The sequence below is a fragment of the Kitasatospora sp. NPDC028055 genome, from assembly GCF_040637885.1.
In the GTDB taxonomy this organism is placed as follows: Bacteria; Actinomycetota; Actinomycetes; order Streptomycetales; family Streptomycetaceae; genus Kitasatospora.
In genome coordinates, this window is record NZ_JBEZXE010000078.1 from 1 (window position 1) to 18961 (window position 18961).

The 18961-nt window shown below is 73.6% G+C and carries 19 protein-coding genes; 11 read left to right on the forward strand and 8 right to left on the reverse strand.

Translation table 11 applies throughout. The features are described 5' to 3' along the window. From AB0F71_RS38260 to AB0F71_RS38270, 3 genes are all read left to right on the forward strand, one after another. On the forward strand, nucleotides 1-1584 hold a 1584-nt coding region (locus AB0F71_RS38260; protein WP_360245392.1), incomplete at its 5' end, for a sensor histidine kinase. Further along, nucleotides 1581-2255: a response regulator transcription factor gene (locus AB0F71_RS38265; RefSeq protein WP_360245395.1), complete on the forward strand. Its 675-nt coding sequence runs from the start codon at nucleotides 1581-1583 to the stop codon at nucleotides 2253-2255. The genes AB0F71_RS38260 and AB0F71_RS38265, both read left to right, overlap by 4 nt. Nucleotides 2256-2367: 112 nt before the next feature. Further along, nucleotides 2368-3021 (forward strand): hypothetical protein, encoded by a 654-nt coding sequence (locus AB0F71_RS38270; protein ID WP_360245398.1) that lies wholly within the window; start codon nucleotides 2368-2370, stop codon nucleotides 3019-3021. Between the two features lie 115 nt (nucleotides 3022-3136). Here the strand turns inward: AB0F71_RS38270 and AB0F71_RS38275 are convergent, their stop codons facing one another. Beyond that, nucleotides 3137-3967, reverse strand: coding sequence for an SAM-dependent methyltransferase (locus AB0F71_RS38275; RefSeq protein ID WP_360245401.1), 831 nt, complete (start codon nucleotides 3965-3967; stop codon nucleotides 3137-3139). Between the two features lie 243 nt (nucleotides 3968-4210). On the opposite strand from AB0F71_RS38275, the gene AB0F71_RS38280 reads away from it, so the two are divergent. The 6 genes from AB0F71_RS38280 (at nucleotide 4211) to AB0F71_RS38305 (ending at nucleotide 9775) form a co-directional block, all read left to right on the forward strand. Then, nucleotides 4211-4558 carry a PRC-barrel domain-containing protein gene (locus AB0F71_RS38280; RefSeq protein ID WP_360245404.1) on the forward strand — a complete coding sequence of 116 codons (348 nt, stop codon included), beginning with the start codon at nucleotides 4211-4213 and terminating at the stop codon, nucleotides 4556-4558. 157 nt (nucleotides 4559-4715) lie between these two features. After that, nucleotides 4716-4982: a metal-sensitive transcriptional regulator gene (locus tag AB0F71_RS38285; protein WP_360245407.1), complete on the forward strand. Its 267-nt coding sequence runs from the start codon at nucleotides 4716-4718 to the stop codon at nucleotides 4980-4982. Nucleotides 4983-5308: 326 nt separating this feature from the next. Then, complete coding sequence (locus AB0F71_RS38290) at nucleotides 5309-6742, forward strand: endonuclease/exonuclease/phosphatase family protein (RefSeq protein WP_360245410.1); 1434 nt, start codon at nucleotides 5309-5311, stop codon at nucleotides 6740-6742. 14 nt (nucleotides 6743-6756) lie between these two features. After that, nucleotides 6757-8751: a phosphocholine-specific phospholipase C gene (locus AB0F71_RS38295; protein ID WP_360245412.1), complete on the forward strand. Its 1995-nt coding sequence runs from the start codon at nucleotides 6757-6759 to the stop codon at nucleotides 8749-8751. 105 nt (nucleotides 8752-8856) lie between these two features. Then, the gene (locus tag AB0F71_RS38300) at nucleotides 8857-9321 is read left to right on the forward strand and encodes a VOC family protein (RefSeq protein ID WP_360245472.1); all 465 of its coding nucleotides are present in this window, start codon (nucleotides 8857-8859) and stop codon (nucleotides 9319-9321) included. A 4-nt stretch (nucleotides 9322-9325) separates the two neighbouring features. After that, entirely contained in the window at nucleotides 9326-9775 is a 450-nt protein-coding gene (locus tag AB0F71_RS38305; RefSeq protein ID WP_360245415.1) for an SRPBCC family protein, read from the forward strand. Nucleotides 9776-9833: 58 nt separating this feature from the next. Here AB0F71_RS38305 and AB0F71_RS38310 read toward each other — a convergent pair whose 3' ends face one another. The 3 genes from AB0F71_RS38310 to AB0F71_RS38320 all read right to left on the reverse strand — a co-directional run bounded on the left by AB0F71_RS38310 (nucleotide 9834) and on the right by AB0F71_RS38320 (nucleotide 13596). Further along, on the reverse strand, nucleotides 9834-11081 hold the full coding sequence (locus tag AB0F71_RS38310; RefSeq protein ID WP_360245418.1) for an aromatic acid exporter family protein: 1248 nt from the start codon (nucleotides 11079-11081) through the stop codon (nucleotides 9834-9836). Between the two features lie 59 nt (nucleotides 11082-11140). Beyond that, the gene (locus AB0F71_RS38315; protein WP_360245421.1) at nucleotides 11141-11878 is read right to left on the reverse strand and encodes a polyprenol monophosphomannose synthase; all 738 of its coding nucleotides are present in this window, start codon (nucleotides 11876-11878) and stop codon (nucleotides 11141-11143) included. 194 nt (nucleotides 11879-12072) lie between these two features. Next, entirely contained in the window at nucleotides 12073-13596 is a 1524-nt protein-coding gene (locus AB0F71_RS38320; protein WP_360245475.1) for a N,N-dimethylformamidase beta subunit family domain-containing protein, read from the reverse strand. 435 nt (nucleotides 13597-14031) lie between these two features. Here AB0F71_RS38320 and AB0F71_RS38325 point away from each other — a divergent pair, with 435 nt between their 5' ends. Next, nucleotides 14032-15933 (forward strand): amino acid transporter, encoded by a 1902-nt coding sequence (locus AB0F71_RS38325; RefSeq protein ID WP_360245424.1) that lies wholly within the window; start codon nucleotides 14032-14034, stop codon nucleotides 15931-15933. Nucleotides 15934-15952: 19 nt separating this feature from the next. Here the strand turns inward: AB0F71_RS38325 and AB0F71_RS38330 are convergent, their stop codons facing one another. Together AB0F71_RS38330 and AB0F71_RS38335 are read right to left on the reverse strand one after the other, a co-directional pair. Then, nucleotides 15953-16246 carry a hypothetical protein gene (locus AB0F71_RS38330; protein ID WP_360245427.1) on the reverse strand — a complete coding sequence of 98 codons (294 nt, stop codon included), beginning with the start codon at nucleotides 16244-16246 and terminating at the stop codon, nucleotides 15953-15955. A gap of 85 nt (nucleotides 16247-16331) precedes the next feature. After that, entirely contained in the window at nucleotides 16332-16601 is a 270-nt protein-coding gene (locus tag AB0F71_RS38335; protein WP_360245430.1) for a GlsB/YeaQ/YmgE family stress response membrane protein, read from the reverse strand. A gap of 270 nt (nucleotides 16602-16871) precedes the next feature. Here AB0F71_RS38335 and AB0F71_RS38340 point away from each other — a divergent pair, with 270 nt between their 5' ends. Continuing rightward, the gene (locus AB0F71_RS38340) at nucleotides 16872-17237 is read left to right on the forward strand and encodes a hypothetical protein (RefSeq protein WP_360245433.1); all 366 of its coding nucleotides are present in this window, start codon (nucleotides 16872-16874) and stop codon (nucleotides 17235-17237) included. Between the two features lie 51 nt (nucleotides 17238-17288). Here the strand turns inward: AB0F71_RS38340 and AB0F71_RS38345 are convergent, their stop codons facing one another. Both AB0F71_RS38345 and AB0F71_RS38350 read right to left on the reverse strand, forming a co-directional pair. Continuing rightward, on the reverse strand, nucleotides 17289-18107 hold the full coding sequence (locus AB0F71_RS38345) for a HEAT repeat domain-containing protein (protein WP_360245436.1): 819 nt from the start codon (nucleotides 18105-18107) through the stop codon (nucleotides 17289-17291). Between the two features lie 11 nt (nucleotides 18108-18118). Further along, the gene (locus AB0F71_RS38350) at nucleotides 18119-18880 is read right to left on the reverse strand and encodes a TetR/AcrR family transcriptional regulator C-terminal domain-containing protein (RefSeq protein ID WP_360245439.1); all 762 of its coding nucleotides are present in this window, start codon (nucleotides 18878-18880) and stop codon (nucleotides 18119-18121) included. Nucleotides 18881-18961 lie beyond the last annotated feature (81 nt).

Sequence of the window (18961 nt, forward strand, 5' to 3'; positions counted from 1 at the left end):
GCCGCCCGCGCGCCGGCCCCCGACCCGGTACGCCGCACCCCACCGGGGGCGCGGCGCGACACCGACTGGCAGAACCCGGCGAGGGTGCCGCCAGGGCACCCCGACCCGGAGAACAGGACGATGAGCTACACCTGGCAGCGCCTGCGCCGCGACCACCCCCGGTTGCTGGACGTCGCCGGCGGCGTGGCCCTGATCGGCTTCACCGCCCTCGGCGCCACCGTCGACCAGACCAGCGGCCGCTTCGCCCCGGTCGACCCGGCCACCGGCCTGCTCGCCCTGATCGCCGCCGTCGCCGTGTTCTTCCACCGCCGCTACCCGCGCGCCGTGACCGTCGTCACGCTGGCCTGCACCATGGTGCTGACCTGGACCAGCCCCAGGCTCACCCCGATGCTCGCCACCCCGCTGCTGCTCGCCCTCTACTTCCTCGCCACCCGCACCGACCGGGCCACCGCGCTGCGCGCCTCGATCGCCACCGCCGTCCTGCTCACCGGGATGACGCTGGTCTTCGGCTCCGGCGGACCGCTCGGCGAGCGGCTCGGCGTCCTCGCCTGGGCCCTGCTGCCCGGCGCCATCGGCGACTCCATCCGCAACCGCCGCGCCCACCTCGCCGCGATCGAGGAACGCGCCGAACGCGCCGAGCGCACCCGCGAGGAGGAGGCCCGCCGCCGGGTCGCCGACGAGCGGATCCGGATCGCCCGCGACCTCCACGACGTCGTCGCCCACCACATCGCCCTCGCCAACGCCCAGGCCGGCATCGCCGTCCACCTCATGGACAGCCACCCGGTGCAGGCCCGCGAGGTGCTCAGCCACATCACCGACGCCACCGGCTCCGCCCTCCAGGAGCTGCGCGCCACCGTCGGTCTGCTGCGCCGCGCCGAGGAACCGGCACCGCTCGAACCCGCCCCCGGCCTGGACCGGCTGCCCGAGCTGGTCAGCACCTTCGAACGGGCCGGCCTGCCGGTCCGGCTCACCGTCGAGGGAGAGGCCCGGCCGCTGTCACCCGGCGTCGACCTCACCGCCTTCCGGATCGTCCAGGAGTCGCTGACCAACGTCGCCAAGCACGCCCACGGCGCCGACGCCGAGGTCACCCTCTCCTACAGCGGCAGCCGGGTCGCCGTCAGCGTCGCCAACGGCCGCCCGACCAGCCCCGGCCGCTCGCGCACCGCCCTGCTGCCGCCGAGCGCCCCGGGCCAGAGCGGCTTCGGACTGATCGGCATGCGCGAACGGGCCGGCGCCGTGGGCGGCCGCCTCACCGCCGACCGGAAGTCCGACGGCGGCTTCCTGGTCACCGCCGAACTCCCGCTGCGCACCGGCGTCCGGGAGGACGTCGCACCCCTGGCGGGGGGCGCCGCCCGGCCCGCGGACGCCCCCGCGCCGGGCCGGCCGGCCGGGCCCGACGCCCGGGACCGGCCCGCCCACGCCTTCTGGCGCGACTGCACCGTCCGGTCCGCCCGCCCCACCGGCTCCGTCCGCCCCGCGGACTCCGTCCACCCCAGCGGCCCCGTCGGCCCTCCCGGCCAGGCCACCCCCGCCGAGTCGAACCGACACGATCACGCCATCCGCAAGGACAAGGACCGCGCATGACCATCCGCGTGCTGCTCGCCGACGACCAGGCCCTGCTGCGCGGCGCCTTCCGGATGCTGATCGACGCCGAGGAGGACATGGAGGTGGTCGGCGAGGCCGCCGACGGCCGGGAGGCGGTGGAACTCGCCCGGGCCACCAAGCCCGACCTCGTGCTGATGGACATCCGGATGCCCGGCGCCGACGGCCTCGGCGCCACCGCCGAGATCTGCGCCGACGCGGAGCTGTCCGGCACCAGGGTGCTCATCCTCACCACGTTCGAGATAGACGAGTACGTGGCCCAGGCGCTGCGCGCGGGCGCCGGGGGCTTCCTCGGCAAGGGCGCCGACCCGAAGGAACTGCTCGCCGCCGTGCGCACCGTCGCGGCCGGCGACGCCCTGCTCTCGCCCGCCGCGACCCGCGCCGTGATCGAGCAGTTCCTCGCCCAGCCCGATCCGGCCGCCGCCGCGCCAGCCGAGCGGCTGGCCGTGCTCACCGCCCGTGAGCGGGAGGTGATGTCGATGGCCGCCACCGGGCTCACCAACGAGGAGATCGCCGAGCGGATGTTCGTCAGCCCGTTCACCGTCCGCACCCACGTGCACCGGGCGATGTCCAAGCTGGACGCCCGGGACCGGGCCCAGCTCGTGGCGATCGCCTACCAGTCCGGGCTGGTCCCGCCCGGCCGCCCGTCCTGACGCGACGTCAACCCTCCGTCCTCGGAAGCCGTTCAAGATCCGGCCCTGGCCGAAAACCGACTCCGAACTGGTGTATCAGCGAGTAGTCTGCCGATGACTCAGAATGAGGAGGATGTTCGTGGAAACCAAGGACACGGCCGGCGAGGTGCGGGTTCTCCAGCCGTTGCCCGAGCGCACGGAGGGCGGATCGCAGGCGTTCGAGCTGCGGCTCGCGCGTCTGCTCCGCGTGCTCGGGGCCGAGGTCGCGACAGGGGCCGACTACGCCGGTGCGGCCCGATGGGAGGTCCACAAGGCGCTCGCCGGTCGGTCCGAGCTGCCCGAGGAGTACTTCGAGCCGCTGTTGGAGGCGGCGGTCCACGACCCCAACCCGAGCTTCAACCGCCGCTTCGTCGAGCCCGCCCTGATTGCCTTCGGCCAGCGCCGGGTCCGGCTGGCCCTGCTCGGCTACCTGCAGACCGGCACCAACCCGGAGCGGGCGGGCGCCGCCCGGGCCTGGTACTGGACGGCGCTGACGGTCGTCGGCGGCCGGCACGCGACCGCCGACGAGGGCGCCACCGTGCGCGACAGTTGGAACCGGGCCGCACTGCGGGAGTTCGTCGGCAACGAGGACCTGGACGTCCGCCGCTGCATCCTGCCCGGCCTGCCGCTGGTGCCGCGCGCCTACCCGGTCGAGTTGCACGCCCTGGTGGAGACGGCGGTCGCCATCGCCCGCTCCCACCCCGACGAGTACATCCGGCACCGCGCCGAGGTGCAGACCGGCCTCTGAGCCTCGACGACCCTCGACGGCACGGCCGCTCCGGGTGCGCCCGCCGACGCGCGCACCCGGAGCGGCTGTTCCCCGTCGGCCATGCCGCGGAGGCGCCCCGGAACTTGACGCCGGGTCAGGGCTTGCGCGCCACCGCGCCGTACATGCTCACCCGCTCCGCGCCCGGGGCCGGCTCCTCCTCCGGCCGCCAGAGCGGGACGGTGACCACCCCGGGCTCCAGCAGCTCCAGCCCGTCGAAGAACTCCCGCACCTGCTCCCGGCTCCGCCCGACCAGCGGCGCGGTGGCCCTGTCGTACACGCCGGTGACCCGGTCCCGGACCGAGGCGGGGATGAAGTCGGCCGTGCCGTGCGAGAGCACCAGGTGACTGCCGGACGGCAGGGCGGCGAGCAGCGTGGCCACCGCCCGGTACGGCTCGTCCTCGTCGCGCAGGAAGTGCAGCACGGCGGCGAGCACCAGCCCGACCGGCCGGGAGAAGTCCAGCAGCCCCTCGGCCCGGACGGCCTCCAGCACCGCGGTCGGCTCCCGCAGGTCGGCCTGGAGCACGGTGGTGCGTCCGGGCCCGGCGCCCGCCATCAGGGCGCGGGCGTGGCTGAGCACGATCGGGTCGTTGTCGACGTAGACGACCCGGGCGGCCGGGTCCACGGCCTGGGCGATCTGGTGGGTGTTGCCGGCGGTCGGGATGCCGGTGCCGACGTCGAGGAACTGGTCGACGCCCAGCCCGGCGACGCAGCGCACCGCCCGGGTCAGGAAGCCCCGGTTGGCCCGGGCGGTGGAGCGGAACTCCGGGTTGGCGGCGAGCGCCTTCTCGGCGGCGGCGCGGTCGGCGGGAAAGTTGTCCTTGCCGCCCAGGTAGTAGTCGTACATCCGGGCCGGGTGGGGTGTGTCGGGCCGCAGGTCGGCCGCGATCCGGGGGCCGCCGGACTCCCACATGCTCTGGTACCCCATGCCTGCCGCCCCTCTGCCGTCCCGGCCGGGGCGCTCCCCGAGCGGGCTGTTCCGAACGTCGGCGGACAGCCTAAAGCCCAGGTCAGTGCCCTGGTGGCGGTTGGCCGGCTCGCCCCCGTATGTCCCTTTCGTGGTGCCCCGGCGCCCGTCCCGGCGCAGGATGGGAACTCCGGGGCCCGAAAGCAGGGGCCGAGGGCAGTGGCAGTGCGTGACACGGGAGGTCCGGGGCCCATGGGAATCGCTATGGCAGACATCCGCGAGTGGCGGGGCCAGGACGTGGTCGACGAGAACGGGAAGCGGATCGGCACACTGGAGTCGGTCTACGTCGAGACGTCCACCGACGAGCCGTTCTTCGCCACCGTCACGATGGGCATGATGACCAAGCGCCGGCTGGCCTTCGTCCCGCTGGAGGGGGCGGTGGTCGGCCCGGCCTACCTGCGGGTGGCGTACCCGCGGAGCAAGGTCAAGGACGCCCCGGCGATCGGCACCGACGACATCCTGCCCGCCACCGACGAGCCCGAGGTGTTCGCGTACTACGAGCTGCCGTACGCGACGGGCGCCGCGGGCGAACGCCGCCTGGCCCGGCGCTGACCCTGGCTCGGCGCTGACGCTTGCCCGCAGCCGCCCGCAGCCGCCCGCCGCCGCCCGCCGCCGTCGCCCGCCTCGCGACGATCTTCGTCCGGCCGGGAATGAATACCCCGCCGGGTACACTTGTCCATCGAGAGTCGAGGCGAAAGGCGGCCCGCACGTGCAGGTGGACGAGGAGGCGGTCGGCGCGGTCCTGAACCGACTGCGCCGGGCCCAGGGCCAGTTGGCCGGGGTGATCGCGATGATCGAGGCGGGGCGGGACTGCAAGGACGTGGTGACCCAACTCGCCGCCGTCTCGCGCGCCCTGGACCGGGCCGGGTTCAAGATCGTGGCGAGCGGGATGCGCCAGTGCATGGCCGCCGCCGACGACGATGCCGCGCCGATGAGCGAGGCCGAACTGGAGAAGCTCTTCCTCGCCCTGGCCTGACCGCCCCAGCAAGGCCGCGCAGCACGACCACACCACAAAACGACACAGCACGGCACGCAGCAAGGCCGCCCCGAGGGCCGCGACGGATCGCCCGTCGCGGCCCTCCGCGCATCCCCGGAGCCGGTCGCGCCACGGAGTTCCCGAACCGCCCGATGCCCCGTCACGCGCCGTTCACGCCCCGGTCGCTGGCCTTCGGATGAATGAGCCCGCCCCTAGTTGTACAGCCAACTGCGGGCTTCCTCCCTCCCAGCCTCCGTGACCAGCCGCGTGCGGCCCCGACACCGTCCCCCGGCGGACCGGGCCCGCCGGCGGCGGACAGGACAACCGTGGCCGCAGGCAGCGCCCTGACCCCGACCTCATCCAGCAGCCCCGCCGAAGGCGACCGGCTCACCTTCCACTGGACCACCGACGCCCCCGACGCCAAGAACTGGGTCGGCATCTACGACGGCAGCCGCCAGCCCGGCACCGGCTCCTCGCTGCTCTGGAAGTACACCCCCGGCACCTCCGGCGACGTCCAGCTCGACACCTCCGCGCTGACCGGCGGCCCGTACACCGCCTACCTGCTGGCCAAGGACGGCTACGGCATCCTGGCCCGGACCGCCCCGTTCAGCTTCCGCCCCAAGCCCCCGGTGATCCGCCCGCACGCCGTCGTCGACTCCTTCACCGCCACCCCGGTCGCCCCCGGTGCGGCCGTGCGGATCCGGCTCGGCGGCCTCTGGTCCCGCCCGGCGGGCAACGCCCCCGGTTCGGCCGCCTACCGCAAGCTCGGCGGCGCGGCCTGGGCCTCGGTCGCCGCCGACGGCACGATCACCGGCACCGCCCCCGCCGTCGGCCGCAACCCCGAGCTGGTCGTGGTCGGTGTCAAGGACAGCACCGGCGCCACCGACACCGTCACCGTGCTCGTCCCCGTCGTGGACCAGGCCGCCCCGCCCCGGCTCAAGGCCGCCAGCTGGAACCTGCACGACGCCGGCACGGGCTACACCGACGCGCTGGAGAAGCAGCTGCGCGTCGTCCTCACCCAGGGCCTGGACGTGCTCGCCCTCCAGGAGACGGCCGGCGAGCGGGCGAAGACCCTGGCCGACGCCCTCGGCTGGTACGCCCTCCAGAGCCCGGGCAGCGTCGGCATCCTCAGCCGCTACCCGCTCGCCGAACCGACCGCGGCCACCGCCGAGTTGCCCGCCGTCGCGGCCACCGTCCAGCTGCCCGGCGGCCGCGGCGTCCGGTTCTGGGCCGCGCACCTCGACGAGGCGGTCTACGGCCCGTACGCCGTGCAGGACGGCGGCACCGCCGCCCAGGTGCTGGCCGCCGAGAACGCCTCGCTGCGGCTCAAGCAGGCCGAGGCGCTGGCCGCCGCCGTGCGCGCGGACGCCGCCCGAGGACTCCCGGTGGTGCTGGCCGGTGCCCTCTCCTCGCCCTCCCACCTGGACTGGACGGCCGCCACCGCCGCCGCCCACCAGGTCGTCGGCGCGCTCGCCTGGCCGGTCACCACCGTGCTCCAGGCCGCCGGGCTGACCGACACCTTCCGCGAGGAGAACCGCGACCCGGCCAAGGCCCCGGGCGTCACCTGGTCGCCCACCCGCAAGCGCCGCGGCGACCGCCCCGAGCCGCAGGACCGGATCGACGTCGTCCAGTACACCGGCGCGCTGAAACTGGTCGAGGCGCACACGCTGGTCGCCGACTGGCCCCAGCCGGAGCCGAACGCCGCCGACAACGAGTGGCCCTCCGACACCGCCGCCGCCGTCGCCACCTTCCAGCTCTGAGAGGCCAGTTCGTGATGTCCGAGCTCTCCCGCCGCACCTTCGTCGGCGCCTCCGCGGCCGTCGGCGCCACCGCCCTGACCGGCCTGGCCGCCACCCGGGCCGACGCCGCCTCGGCCACCCCCGCCGCCGCGCCCGCCGCCGCCCTGACCGGCACCGTCAAGGACGTCAAGCACGTCGTCGTCCTGATGCAGGAGAACCGCAGCTTCGACCACTACTTCGGCACCCTGAGCGGTGTCCGCGGCTTCGGCGACAAGCAGGCGCTCCAGTTCCCGGACGGCACCGACGTGTTCCGCCAGCCCGATGCCCGCCGCAGCGACGGCGGGGTGATGCTGCCGTACCGGATGGACACCTCCAAGTACAACGCGCAGAACGCCGGCGGCCTCGCCCACGACTGGGCGACCGGCCACCAGGCCATCAACAACGGCGCGATGAACAAGTGGATCGCCGCCAAGGGCGAGCGCACCATGGGCTACTTCACCCGGGAGGACATCCCCTTCCAGTACGCCCTGGCCGACGCGTTCACCCTCTGCGACGCCTACTTCACCTCGCTGGCCGGCCCCACCGACCCCAACCGGCTCTACCTGTGGACCGGCACCGCCGGCCCCGGCCGCGACGGCACCACCGGCCCCTGGATCGACAACACCCCGGTCACCGACAACCCGGTCGCCGACTGGACCACCTACGCCGAGCGCCTCCAGGCGGCCGGCGTCAGCTGGCGGGTCTACCACAACCCCAGCAAGGACGACCGCACCGGCGACTACGACGACAACGCCCTCTCCTACTTCAAGCAGTTCCACGACTTCCCGCACGACGACCCGCGTTACCTCAACGCGATGACCAAGTTCGACCCCACCGACTTCGACCGCCACTGCAAGGACGGCACCCTGCCGACCATCTCCTGGCTGGTCGCCCCCTACCTGTTCTCCGAGCACCCGGAGGCCGGCCCGGCCTACGGCGCGCACTGGGTCAACCAGGCGCTGCAGTCGCTGATGTCCAACCCGGCGGTCTGGCAGCACACCGTGTTCCTGGTCATGTACGACGAGAACGACGGCTACTTCGACCACGTCGTCCCGCCCACCCCCGAGCCCGGCACCCCCGAGGAGTTCACCCAGGGGCGCGCCATCGGCCTCGGCAACCGGGTCCCGCTCTGGGTGGCGTCCCCCTGGTCGCGCGGCGGCTGGGTCAACTCCCAGGTGTTCGACCACACTTCGGTGCTGCGCTTCATGGAGGTGGTGACCGGCGTGGCCGAGCCCAACATCTCCGCCTGGCGCCGGGCCGTCTGCGGCGACCTCACCAGCTGCTTCGACTTCGCCGCCCCGGACACCTCGATCCCGAAGCTGCCGGACACCAACGCCCTGATGGCCAAGGCCGACGCGGGCACCAAGCTGCCCGGCGTCGCCCTCCCGGCCACCGGCGCCCAGGCGATGCCCGTCCAGGAGCGCGGCGAGCGCCCGCACCGCCCGCTGCCGTACCAGCCCTGGGCCGACGTCGCGGTGGACCGCAGGACCGGCAAGGTCACCTGCACCATGAGCAACGACGGTTCGGTGGCCTTCCCGTACACCGTCTACCCGAACATCCTGCTCCCGTTCGCGGGCACCCCGTACACCGTCGCCCCCGGCGCGAGCGCCACCTACGTCTGGGACGCGGCCGCCACCGGCGGCCGCTACGACTTCACCGTGCACGGCCCGGACGGCTTCGTGCGCCGCTTCGCCGGGACGGTCGTCCGGGACGGGCAGGACGGCCAGAACGACATCGGCGTACCGATCGTCACCGCCGACCTGCACGGCAGCCTCAAGCTCACCCTCCAGGTGGCCAACGACGGTCTGACGGACGTGGCGTTCACCGCCGCGCCCAACGACTTCGCGGGCAGCCCGCAGACCGTCTGGGTCAAGCCCGGCAAGCAGGTGGACCTGTCCTGGCCGCTGGACAAGCAGGGCCGTTACGACGTCGTGGTCACCGCCCACACCGGCTTGCGCTTCGTCCAGCGCTACGCGGGCTGGGTGCACTGACCCCGGGGCGTGTCCCGCGCGGCCGGGGGCGCCGATCCGGTGACCCCCGGCCGTGGCTCGGCCGCACTGTCGGAGCCCGCCGCTACGGTCGGGCCCATGTAGAAAATCACCACCTTCCTCTGGTACGACGACCAGGCCGAAGCGGCCGCCGCCCTCTACACCTCGCTGTTCCCCGACTCCCGGATCACCAAGGTCACCCGCTACGGCGAGGGCGCCCCGATGCCGGCCGGCACGGTGATGACCGTGGAGTTCGAACTCGCCGGCCGGCCCTACGCGGCGCTCAACGGCGGCACCCAGTTCCACTTCACCGAGGCGATCTCGCTCCAGGTCGAGTGCGAGGACCAGCGGGAGGTCGACGAGCTCTGGGCGAAGCTCACCGCCGACGGCGGCCAGGAGGGCCCGTGCGGCTGGCTCAAGGACCGCTTCGGCCTCTCCTGGCAGATCACCCCGCGCGTCCTGCTGGACCTGGTCGGCGACCAGGACCGGGCCAAGGCGGACCGGGTGATGGCGGCCATGATGCGGATGGGGAAGATCGAGATCCAGCCGCTGCTCGACGCGGCCAGGGGCTGAGGCCGTGACCGCCTTCCGCCACCGCAGCATCGTGTACCTGCGCGCCACCCCGGAACGGGTCTGGCACGCGCTCACCAACGCCGACGAGTCCGGCCTCTACTGGGGCCACCGCAACGTCTCCACCTGGCTGCCCGGCGCGCCCTGGGAGCACCAGCGCACCGACGACTCCGGGATCGCCGACGTGATCGGCATCGTCGAGGTGGCGGACCGCCCGCACCGGCTGGTCACCACCTGGGCCGGACCGGAGGGCGACCGCCCCGGCGGGCCCTCCCGGGTCACCTTCGAGCTGCGGCACTGGCAGGACCTCACCCGGCTCACCGTCACCCACGAGGACCTCGCCGACGAGCCCGAGCGCGCGGACGCCGAACGGGGCTGGTCGGCGGTGCTGTCCAACCTCAAGACCTACCTGGAGACCGGCCACCCGCTGCCGCAGCAGCCCTGGCTGATGCCCTGACCTCCGCCGCCCCCGGCCCAGCCCCGCCCCTCGCCCGATCGGCCCCCGTCGCCCCCCATCAGCGCCCGGCCCCGGCGGCCGGGCGCTCCCGTTCCCCCCGCCGTCGGCCGCCGACGGCGCGGCGCAGCCCGGCGAGGCGGGAGAACCGCTCCCGGCCGGCCAGTGAGGCCCGGTCCAGCTCCTCCATCAGCCGCCGACTGCGGTGCTCCAGGTCCAGTTCGTCCAGGATCCGGTCGACCTCGGCCAGCATCGCGCCGTGCAGCTGCCAGGCCTCCGGGTGCTGCTGGACCTTGCGCAGCAGCACCTGGGCGACGTTCTCCCGGCAGGTCCAGGCCGCCGCCAGTTCGGCGGTCAGCCGCTCCTCGGCCTCCTCGGCGTTGCGGCTCACCTGGGTGGTGACCAGCACCGCGAAGCTGACCAGCGCCCCGCCGACGTGCGCCAGCAGCTCCTCCAGCCCGACCGCGACCTCCGGCGGGAACAGCTGCTCCGACGGCTCGCGCCGCTTGGCCAGGTCGGTCACCGAGCGGGCCAGCACCCGGATCACCACCACGCAGATCTCCAGGGTGTCCAGCCCGGTGCGCAGCACCAGCCGGGAGAGCAGGCCCTCGCTGATCCGGGGGTTGAGGCGCAGGCTGTCCTCGGCCTGGCGCAGCGCCGCGTCCACGTCCGCGATCGCCTGGTCGAGCCGCCGGGCCTCGTGCAGCCGCTCGGCGGCCCGGGCCACCGGGGTGGGGCGGCCCAGCTGCTCGGAGATGTCGACCAGCAGCTGACGGGCCCGCCGGGCGAGGTCCTCGATCGACTCCCCGGCGGTGTCCACCCAGACCGGCGGGGCGAACAGCAGGTTGAACAGCAGGCCGACGGCCGCGCCGATCAGGGTCTCCAGCACCCGGTCCCAGGCCTGGGAGGTCAGTTTGGTGACGCCCAGGATCAGCATCGCGCTGATCGCGACCTCCTGGACGAACTCCTCGACCCGGACGAACCGCCCGATCACCAGGGAGGCCAGGATGATCAGCCCGAGGCTCCACCAGGAGAGCCCGACCACGGTGCTGAACCCGATCGCGATCAGCACCCCGACCACCACCGAGACCACCCGGCGGACGCTGGTCTTGAGCGTCGAGTAGACGGTGACCTGGACCACCAGCAGCGCGGTGAGCGGTGCCGTCAGCGGAGCGGGCTCGCTGCTGAGCTGGGTGGCCACCGCGAACGACAGGGTGGCGGCCACGGTGGCCCGCAGCGTCTGGACGGCGAACGGGTCCCGGGCGGCGCGGCGGACCAGGGGCGTCAGGGACTCCGGCAGAAGGGCCATGTCGGCCTTGTTCCCCGTACCCGCCGCCCGCACCGCCCGTCGCGGCCGGGACTACTCGTCTAGCCCTCGCGGTTGAAGCGCAGCTTCCAGGGCGCCAGCGCGGACTCGACCTGCACCCCGATGCTCATCTTGGAGGCGCCCTCGATCCGCTCCTCGAAGCGGATCGGCACCTCGCGGATGGTCAGCCCCTGCTGGACCGCCCGGTAGTTCATCTCGACCTGGAACGAGTACCCGTTGCTCCGCACGGTCGGCAGGTCGATGGCCCGCAGGGCGCTCGCCCGCCAGGCCTTGAAGCCCGCGGTGGCGTCCCGGACGCCGAGGCCGAGGATGGCGTTGACGTAGAAGTTGGCCCAGGCGGAGAGGGCCTTGCGGTGCCAGGGCCACTCCGCGGCGGTCGAACCGCCGGGCACGTAACGGGAGCCGAGCACCACGGCGGTGCCTTCGTCGGCGAGCAGGGTGCTGACCATCGCGGGTATCGCGGAGGCCGGGTGCGAGAGGTCGGCGTCCATCTGGACCACGACGTCGGCGCCCTCGTCCAGCGCCCGGGCCATCCCGGCCAGGTAGGCGCGGCCGAGGCCGTCCTTCTCGGTGCGGTGCAGCACGCCGACGGTGCCCGCGGAGTCGGCGGCGAGCTTGTCGGCGATCTCGCCGGTGCCGTCGGGGGAGTTGTCGTCGACCACCAGCAGGTGCAGGTCGGGCACCGCGAGGTCCGTGAGGAGCCCGGCGAGGACCGGAAGGTTCTCCCGCTCGTTGTACGTGGGGACGACGACAACGACCTTCGGGGAGGCCTCGACCATGTTCTGTTTCCCTCGTACCCTCGCCGGTCGGCACCCCGTGCCGCACCGGTCGGTTGTCCTGGACGACCTTCGCTGCTGTCAGATCGTGCGAGTCTAGCCGGGGCAACGGCCCCTTCCCGCCCCGGGGGAGCAGGGCGGATCCCCGCGGCCGGGGCCGTGGGCCGGTTCGATCACGATGGACCGCGGGACGCCGGCTACGCCTTGCCGTAGACGGCCGCCAGGTTGTCGCGGGCGGGGTGGGTGCGGCCGGCCGGGCCGGCGGCGAACAGGCGCAGGACGTTCTCGGTGACCTTGCGGACCACGTCCCCGGCGTGGGCGTCGATGCCGTGCACGCCGCTGCCGTGGGCGTCCAGGGCCTCCACCCAGCGCATCGTGCCGGTGGCGAAGACGCCCGCGCCGCTGGGCACGGTGTAGTAGGCGGTGTCGGAGTGGGAGCGCCGGCCCTCGCAGACCACGGGGGAGTGGGCGATCACCTCGATCGGGCGCGGGGTGGGGAAGGCGGTGTCGACCCGGTCGTACTCGACGCCGACCAGGTGCGGGAAGGACGCCCCGGCCGTCACGCCCGTCCCCTCGAAGGCCCAGTGCTCCGGCGAGGTGACCACGTACGGGGCGTCCACCGGGTAGCCGTCGTAGATCACGCCGAGCATCGAGCTCTCCGGGTCGGCGCCCGGGCCGGTGCGGAAGTCGGTGGTCGCCGGGGCGCCCGCCTGGTGGCCCGGGTCCTGCGCCCAGGCGTCCTTGTAGCAGACCACCGTGCGGTCCGGCCCGAGCTCGCTGGGCTCGAAGCGGACCCGGCGGAAGCAGCAGTTGGCGCCGAGGATCACCAGGTTGGTCCCGGCGTCGCGGGCCGCCGTCACGTTGGCGCGCTGCTCGGGGGACCAGTACTCGTCGTGGCCCAGCGAGAGCAGGGCGCTCGCCCCGTGCAGCAGGCCCGGCTCGCGGGCCACGTCGATCCCGGTGGTGTACGCCAGTGGCAGCCCGAGCCGCTCGGCCAGGGCGATCAGCGGCGCCTCGTAGACCAGGAAGCGCCCGGCGCCGTGGTCGTAGTCGTGCGGCCGGTCGAGGACGACCCGCAGCGAGCGGGTGGCCAGGGTGCCGGTCGGGCCGTTGTAGAGGCTGTAGCCGCCCCATTCGTTGTAGGCCTGCCAGGTCGCCGGGGCGCTCATCACCACGGTCCTTCCGGCGGTGCGCGCGGAGCGGACGGTGAGCGGGACGTAGCTGCGGCCGGAGTTGTCCTCGGCGTCCAGCCGCAGCAGGTAGGCGCCCTCGGGCCAGCCGGTGGTGTCGACGGCGAGGGTGCGCCGCCAGCCGGTCAGCACGGTGCGGGTGGTCGGGTCGACGTGCGGGGCGGCCTGTTTGCCGCCGGGCACGTGCTCGCGGCGCCAGACCAGCCGGCCCCGGGCGCCGCCGTACCAGCCCATCCGGTACGCGGAGACGGTGAAGGCGGTGGCCGCGGTGGAGACGTGCAGGCCGAAGGTCTCGCCGGGCAGCACGCTGACCCGGTCGGCGAAGCCCTCGACGGCGCCGGGCGCGCCGGGGTCGGTGATCTGCCAGTCGGCGTTGCCGGGCAGCGACTGCTCGTTCGGGGTGGCCTCCGCGGGCCCGGCGTGCCGGGTGCCGGAGGGGTCCGCCGGGCCGGGGGTGCCCGGGGCGTCGGGCGTGGGGAGCGGGGCGGCGTCGGAGTGCCGGGTGCCGCAGGAGGTGACGGCGGCCGCCATCAGGCCCAGGCCGAGGATCCTCCGCCGAGTCGGTTCCGTCACCGTTGTCTCCCTGCCGTCCGTCGCCGTACCCGAGGGCGCGTCAACCCGGTGGGTCAACCTCATGGGTCAACACGGTGAGTCAACGCGCGCGGACATGTCTACCCCGTTCGAGGGGGCCTCCGGTTACCGCCGCGCCGCGGTCCCGAGCACGGCCGGGGGCCGGCCGCACGCCGGCAGGGCCGTCCGGGCGCACCTCGGCGTGTCCGCCCGCGCGGCTGCCCGGCCGCTCCGGCCCCGTCCCCTAGCCTGGCCGGGCCCGCCGTCCGGCGGCCTTGGGGGTCCGGAACCGTGCGGCGGCCGGCCGAGTCGTGGACAGGGGTGTACGTGGTCTCCTCGGGTTCGGTCGAACCGGGAACGGCGCCGTCGACGCGGGGCACGAGGTTCCGGGCGTGGATGCTCGAAGGCCTCTCGGACATGGCCAAGCAGCACCCCGGCCCGCACGTGGAGGCGCCCGCCGAGAAGGGCACGCGCTGGTGGCGGGTGATGTGCCTGACCGGCCTGGACTACTTCTCCACCCTCGGCTACCAGCCCGGCATCGCCGCCCTGGCGGCCGGCCTGCTGTCACCGATCGCCACCGTCGTCCTGGTGCTGGTCACCCTGTTCGGCGCCCTGCCGGTCTACCGGCGGGTCGCCGCCGAGAGCCCGCACGGCCAGGGCTCGATCGCGATGCTGGAACGGCTGCTGTCGTTCTGGCAGGGCAAGCTCTTCGTGCTCACCCTGCTCGGCTTCGCCGCCACCGACTTCATGATCACCATCACCCTGTCGGCCGCCGACGCGACCGCCCACCTCATCGAGAACCCGCACCTGCACAGCGCCCTGTCGGGCAAACAGGTGATGCTCACCCTGATCCTGGTGGCCCTGCTCGGCGCGGTCTTCCTCAAGGGGTTCAGCGAGGCCATCGGCCTGGCCGTCGTCCTGGTCGGCGTCTACCTCGCGCTCAACGTCGTCGTGGTGGCCAACGGCCTCTGGCACGTGTTCAAGGAACCGCACCTGTTCGGCGACTGGACCGACGGACTCACCGCCGAGCACGGCAACGCCTTCGCGATGATCGGCGTCGCCCTCATCGTCTTCCCCAAGCTGGCCCTGGGCCTGTCCGGCTTCGAGACCGGCGTCGCCGTGATGCCGCTCATCGAGGGCGACCCGGACGACACCGAGGAGAAGCCCACCGGCCGCATCCGCGGCGCCCGGCACCTGCTCACCACCGCCGCCGTGATCATGAGCGCCTTCCTGATCTCCACCAGCATCATCACCACCCTGCTCATCCCCAAGGAGGCGTTCAAGGCCGGCGGCGCGGCCAACGGCCGGGCCCTCGCCTTCCTCGCCCACGAGAACCTGGGCAGCACCTTCGGCAGCGTCTACGACCTGTCCACCATCGCCATCCTCTGGTTCGCCGGCGCCTCCGCCATGGCCGGACTGCTCAACCTGATGCCCCGGTACCTGCCCCGCTACGGCATGGCCCCGCACTGGGCCCGGGCGGTGCGGCCGACGGTCATCGTGCTGACCCTGATCGCCTTCCTGGTCACCTGGATCTTCGACGCCGACGTCGACGCCCAGGGCGGCGCCTACGCGACCGGCGTCCTGGTGCTGATCAGCTCCGCCGCGGTCGCCGTCACCATCGCCGCCCGCAAGGCCGGGGAGCGGCACTGGACCGTCACCTTCGCGGTGATCGCCGCCGTGTTCCTCTACACCACGGCCGTGAACATCGCCGAGCGGCCGGACGGCGTCAAGATCGGCGCCTGCTTCATCGCCGGCATCGTGCTGGTGTCCTTCCTCTCCCGGCTCAAGCGCGCCTTCGAACTGCGCGTCACCGCCGTGGTCCTGGACGAGGTCGCCGAGCGGTTCCTCCGGGACTACACGTACCGCCCGCTGCGCCTGATCGCCAACGAGCCGAACAGCCGGGACCTCGCCGAGTACCGCGACAAGGTCCACCAGATCCGCCGGGACAACGACATCCCGCCGGAGGACGACCTGGTCTTCGTCGAGGTCACGGTGCTCGACCCGTCCGACTTCGAGGCCGAACTGACCGTCCGCGGCGAAGTGCTGCACGACCGCTACCGGGTGCTGACGCTGCAGAGCTCCAGCGTCCCCAACGCGCTGGCCGCGCTGCTGCTCCAGGTGCGCGACATGACCGGGCAGCTGCCGCACATCTACTTCGAGTGGACCGAGGGCAACCCCTTCGCCCAGTTCCTGCGGTTCTTCCTGTTCGGCCAGGGCGAGATCGCCCCCGTCACCCGCGAGGTCCTCCGCGAGGCCGAACCCGACCGCGCCCGCCGGCCCGCGGTGCACGTGGGCTGAGCCGGTTCAGGACTCGTCGTCAGCAACGGAACCAAGCCTGATCGCCCTTGATGTGCAGCAGGAAGCCGTCCACCGGACCGTCGGGGCCGACCATGCCCAGCGACTCCTCGATGGGTTCGTAGGCACGGTCGAAGCCGTCGTAATCCTCGGCCTCCACCAGGGCGGTGGACTCGTCGAACCAGGGCTTCACTTCGGAGAAGCCCGGTCGGGGTATGAAGCTGCCGTACAGCCACGGCCAGTCCATGTCGTCCACGACGATCTCGCCGAGCACCTCCCAGCCGCGCAGCAGTTGCCAGCGATCTCCGATGGGCATCGGCGAACCCTCCCGTCCGGGGCCCGTTCGGTGAGCCCTGCCGGGAGTCTTGCACCTGCCACTGACACTTCCGTCCGGTGCCCGGTCAGCGGGAGGTGCGGTTCTTGCTCCAGGCCGGGGCGACCAGGGCCACCAGGGCGACGGCGAAGCCGAGTTGGAGGAGGTGACGGATCCAGTCGATGCCGGAGGTGTGGCGGACGCCGATCCAGCCGGAGACGGCGTTGCCGAGCCAGGCCCCGGCGGCGCCGAGGAGCATGGTCAGCCACCAGGGGATCGACTGCGGCCCGCGCAGGATCAGCTTGGCGAGCACGCCGAGCACGAAGCCGATGAGCAGAATCCACAGGAGCTGGAACATCGCGGTCCACCTTCCGGGCGCCGCCGGAGTGGGCCGGCACGCCGTATCGCCGAAGATGCGGTTCGTCCCATGATCACCCGGTTCCGCCGAACGGGCACGTCGGCGGGAGACCTCGCAGGTGGCGGGCCCGGCGCGGGGCGGCGCGGGGCGCGGGACGGGCGATAATCCGCCGTCGGCGGGGCCGGAAACGCTCTGTTCGGACGGAGTTTCGTACCGGTAGGAATGGGCTCCTGACGCGGACCGTCCGCGTCACCCGAAGGGAGCCGCCCCGTGACCCGACTTCGTACCGCCGTCCTCACCCTCGGCTGTACCGCCGCCGCCTTCACCCTCGCCCTGGGCACCGCCCAGGCCGCGCCCGGCAGCACCAGCACCAGCTGCGCCTCCTCGCTGACCCCGGCCGGCTTCGTGGACGTCCAGTGGTGGAACAGTGCGGGCTGCGGTTCCGGGTTCACCCCGAACACCAAGAAGATCATGGACCTCACCGGCTACCCGGTCGGCACCACGGTCAACGCCTGCGCCTCGACCTGGCCGCCGGCCGGCTGGACGATCGTCAGCAGCTTCTACAGCTCCGGCTGCCAGTACTCGGCCGTGCCGAGCTTCGACAAGAACTCCTGGCAGCTCAAGCGCGTCTCCTGACCCGGAGTCGTGCCGAGGCCCCCGGACCCACGGGCAGCCGGCCCAGGGGCCTCAGGACTCCTGCTCGTCCATGAGCTCCCGGACGTCCGCGACGGCTTCGCGGACGTCCGGGTGCGGGTCCTCGGCGAGCGGGTCCAGCAGTTCGGCGACGCCGGGCGTGGACCAGCCCTGGACCGCCCAGACCAGTTCGCGGCGGACGGCCGGGTCGGGGTGGGCGGCCAGCCGGGCGAGGCGGTCCACCGGGCCGCGGCGGCGCAGGCCGAACCAGTGCAGGGCGTCCAGCAGGGCGGCCGGATCGCCGGGGTCGCCCGCGGCCTCGATCCGGGCGAGCAGGACGGGGACGGGTGGCGGCGGCCCGTCCAGCGGGTGCGGGTGGCGTTCGCGCAGCCGACGGCCGCCGTACTCGCCGCGGATCCGGCAGCCGACGCAGGTGCAGGGGCGGGTGCCATGGGCTCCGGGGAGGTAGCGCCAGCCGGCCACCTGCGGCACGGCGCGGATCCGGTGCACCTCACGCGCGCCGATCGCCCGCGGCACCACCACCTCCCAGCCGCGCGGGTCCGGCTGGGCGGCGACCCGGGCGACCGCCTCGGCGGCGGTCAGCCACTGCTGGGCGTCCTTGGCGCGGTCGCGGTAGTGCCCGACCAGCACCTCCTGCGCGTCGTCCAGCCGGACGTGCACCGCGGACAGCGCGCCCTTCGGCCCGAACCGGGCGAGTTCGCGCAGCCACTGGTGGGTGAGGGTGTAGGAGGGCAGCACGGGGAAGCAGTACACCCCGCGCACCCCGCCCTGGCCCCGACTGTCGGCCCGGATCCCGGCGCGGCGGATGCGCGGGGTGTTCGCCGCGGCCGTCAGGTGCACGAACATCGCCATGGGAGCGGATGTTAGTTGTCCGCGCGGCCCTGGCTCGACGGGTTTTCGGTCGGCGACGCGGTTCGTCGTGGCCCGGTGCGGCGGTCGATCAGGGCGGCCAGGCCGTCCAGGATGCGGGCCAGGCCGAAGTCCAGGGCCTGATCGCGGCCGTCCGGGTCGGCCATCGCGGCGGCCACGGCGGGGTAGCGGTCGGCGTGCCGGTGGACCACCGTGCCGAGGGCGGCGAGGAGTTCGGCCTCGGGGGAGCCGTCCGGGCCCACCGCGCGGGCCTGTTCGGCGATGGTGCGCACGTGTCCGGCGAGCAGGACGGCGGCGTCCATCCGCTCGGCGCCGGTCAGTCCGTGGCCGTCGAGGGCGGCCACCACCCGTTCCAGCCAGGCGAGTTCCCTCGGGCCGAGCACCCGGGGGCCGAGGGTGGCGTCCAGCAGCCACGGGTGCCGGGCGATCGCCTCGGACAAGTGGTGTGCCCAGGCGGTGAGTTGATCCCGCCAGTCGGACAGGTCCGCAGGTGCAGGCGGCTCGCCGAAGGCCGACTCGACCATCAGCGCGACGAGTTCGGCCTTGCCGGGGACGTACCGGTAGAGCGACATCTTGGTGAAGTCCAGCAGCCCGGCCACCTTCTGCATGGAGACGGCGCCCAGCCCTTCGGCGTCCGCGACCTCGACGCCCGCGGCGGCGATCCGCTCCAGGCTGAGGGCCGGCTTCGGCCCGCGGGTCGGTCGGGGGGGCTGTTCCCAGAGCAGCCGCACCGTGTCGTTCGCCGCCTCGCCCATCGCCTGCTCCCGTCCCGGGGGTTGCCCGTCCGCGCTAATTGCGTCTACCGTACACAGCAATGAACTGTGTCCCATGGACAC

Excerpts from the sequence above, each read along its gene's own strand:
- AB0F71_RS38265 (WP_360245395.1), top strand. The coding sequence starts at position 1,581 with ATGACCATCCGCGTGCTGCTCGCCGACGACCAGGCCCTGCTGCGCGGC.
- AB0F71_RS38270 (WP_360245398.1), top strand. The coding sequence starts at position 2,368 with ATGTTCGTGGAAACCAAGGACACGGCCGGCGAGGTGCGGGTTCTCCAG.
- AB0F71_RS38275 (WP_360245401.1), bottom strand. The coding sequence starts at position 3,967 with ATGGGGTACCAGAGCATGTGGGAGTCCGGCGGCCCCCGGATCGCGGCC.
- AB0F71_RS38280 (WP_360245404.1), top strand. The coding sequence starts at position 4,211 with ATGGCAGACATCCGCGAGTGGCGGGGCCAGGACGTGGTCGACGAGAAC.
- AB0F71_RS38295 (WP_360245412.1), top strand. The coding sequence starts at position 6,757 with ATGTCCGAGCTCTCCCGCCGCACCTTCGTCGGCGCCTCCGCGGCCGTC.
- AB0F71_RS38310 (WP_360245418.1), bottom strand. The coding sequence starts at position 11,081 with ATGGCCCTTCTGCCGGAGTCCCTGACGCCCCTGGTCCGCCGCGCCGCC.
- AB0F71_RS38315 (WP_360245421.1), bottom strand. The coding sequence starts at position 11,878 with ATGGTCGAGGCCTCCCCGAAGGTCGTTGTCGTCGTCCCCACGTACAAC.
- AB0F71_RS38320 (WP_360245475.1), bottom strand. The coding sequence starts at position 13,596 with ATGGCGGCCGCCGTCACCTCCTGCGGCACCCGGCACTCCGACGCCGCC.
- AB0F71_RS38325 (WP_360245424.1), top strand. The coding sequence starts at position 14,032 with ATGCTCGAAGGCCTCTCGGACATGGCCAAGCAGCACCCCGGCCCGCAC.
- AB0F71_RS38330 (WP_360245427.1), bottom strand. The coding sequence starts at position 16,246 with ATGCCCATCGGAGATCGCTGGCAACTGCTGCGCGGCTGGGAGGTGCTC.
- AB0F71_RS38335 (WP_360245430.1), bottom strand. The coding sequence starts at position 16,601 with ATGTTCCAGCTCCTGTGGATTCTGCTCATCGGCTTCGTGCTCGGCGTG.
- AB0F71_RS38345 (WP_360245436.1), bottom strand. The coding sequence starts at position 18,107 with ATGGCGATGTTCGTGCACCTGACGGCCGCGGCGAACACCCCGCGCATC.
- AB0F71_RS38350 (WP_360245439.1), bottom strand. The coding sequence starts at position 18,880 with ATGGGCGAGGCGGCGAACGACACGGTGCGGCTGCTCTGGGAACAGCCC.